This window comes from Atopococcus tabaci DSM 17538 (genome assembly GCF_000429585.1).
Taxonomy (GTDB): Bacteria; Bacillota; Bacilli; order Lactobacillales; family Carnobacteriaceae_A; genus Atopococcus; species Atopococcus tabaci.
The window spans coordinates 1-1,567 of sequence record NZ_AUCD01000125.1; the positions used below are offsets into that span (position 1 = coordinate 1).

Sequence of the window (1,567 nt, forward strand, 5' to 3'; positions counted from 1 at the left end):
AAGTTTTCCTCGGTAACCTTTATTCTAAATGACCCTTAATATAAATGCGGTTATTTGTTTCTATTCATTTAACTAAATGAAAGGGCTAGTTGGCCTATAAAGCTGCTTTTCGGACCATAATTGACGATAGAACCCGTTTGGATTGTTTGGGCCGTAGAATCTATTTTCTTTAACGCTTGACGGACAGCTCCTTTAATCTCTTCACCTAGTGATTCGACTTTATCTGTTATTTCAGCTGTTAAAGCTGTCTGTAAAAGCCCATTTTTCTCTGCAGTGAGAATTGCCACAACGTGGCTAGCTCCTTTTTTTGTCCAGCTTCGGCCTTGTCTCTTCATGCGATATGTATACAGACGATGACCCGTCTCTCCAACCCCTGTGCCTCTATCAATCGATAATTCACGCTTCTTAAACGGTTTGATATAAACCCAGTTCCGAGATAAGTAATTTTTGAGCTTTCTAATCTGTTCCAATCGATCTTCTATAATGACTTCGGGAAGATCAATCAGACGACTTTCGATGGTGGCACAAAGTGTTTCAATTCTATCCCAATCATATTGATAGATAGCTTTCTCCACCTGCTTGGCCATTGGCTTATCAAAGGATAAACGTTCTTTTATCTTTTTGTGCACATGAAATAAGTCTCTAAAATGCTCGTGCTGCTTACTATAACCAACCATGGATTCAAATTTATCTGCTTCATAGCCACTGCCGCCATCACTGTTCGTAACCACAATGGTATCTTTTAAATTGTATACCTGATTTAAATAATGAGCGGCTTGCTTAAAGGCATCCTGACTAGATTCTACACTGGAAAAAACCATAGGGTTAATCAGTGTATGCCGCTTTTTCTCCCTATTCACTCCTTCATGTATAACGATTCTATGAATAACCGGAGACTTGCTTTCTCTTCCTTTGATGACAACTCCATCGCCTTCAATAAAGATCGCTTTTACTTTTCTACTTTTTTGATTTGACGAAGAATAGCTATACTGACGGAGATACTGTTCAACTTTTTCGCCTACTTCTTGTGTTGCTTGATGAATGGTCGTGTGACTGGCTCTGACAGAGCCGGATAGTTTTAAGGCCTTTTCGGCTTGTCTATAAGGCATTTGAGCACCTAGCTGAGCCATGGCTGCTTTAACATGAGGAGAATGACGTTTATACTTTTCGAGACCCAATGCTTTGTCCAACGCTAGAAAAGATCGTTCTCCTGCTTTTTTTAATCGTCTTCTATAATAGGTCACCTGACCAAACTGAAATTGGACGGTTCGCTGTTCTATTCTATCTATTTTCCAGCCCTCTTGCTTATAGTGGTAATACAGTTCCTTGTCCATTCGTTCTATTGCGTATTTCATTATCCATTCATTCCATCCTTGAAACCATAGGTTTAAATGGCTTTCTATATCAAGTAGGGTATCTTCTTCCTTCCACAATGCAATGATTTGTGCTATTATATTGTTCATAACGAGACCTCTTTCTATTTGTGTGGTAACTTTTAGAATAAAGGTCTCGTTTCTTTTTGTCCAATAAACAATAGATGACTTACCGAGAACTATTTTACACTAAC

The 1,567-nt window shown here is 38.7% G+C and carries 1 protein-coding gene; it reads right to left on the reverse strand.

All coding sequences use genetic code 11. From position 1 onward, the window contains the following. Positions 1–68 precede the first annotated feature (68 nt). Complete coding sequence (locus G470_RS14320) at positions 69–1,463, reverse strand: ISLre2 family transposase (protein ID WP_084172199.1); 1,395 nt, start codon at positions 1,461–1,463, stop codon at positions 69–71. Between the last annotated feature and the right edge of the window lie 104 nt (positions 1,464–1,567).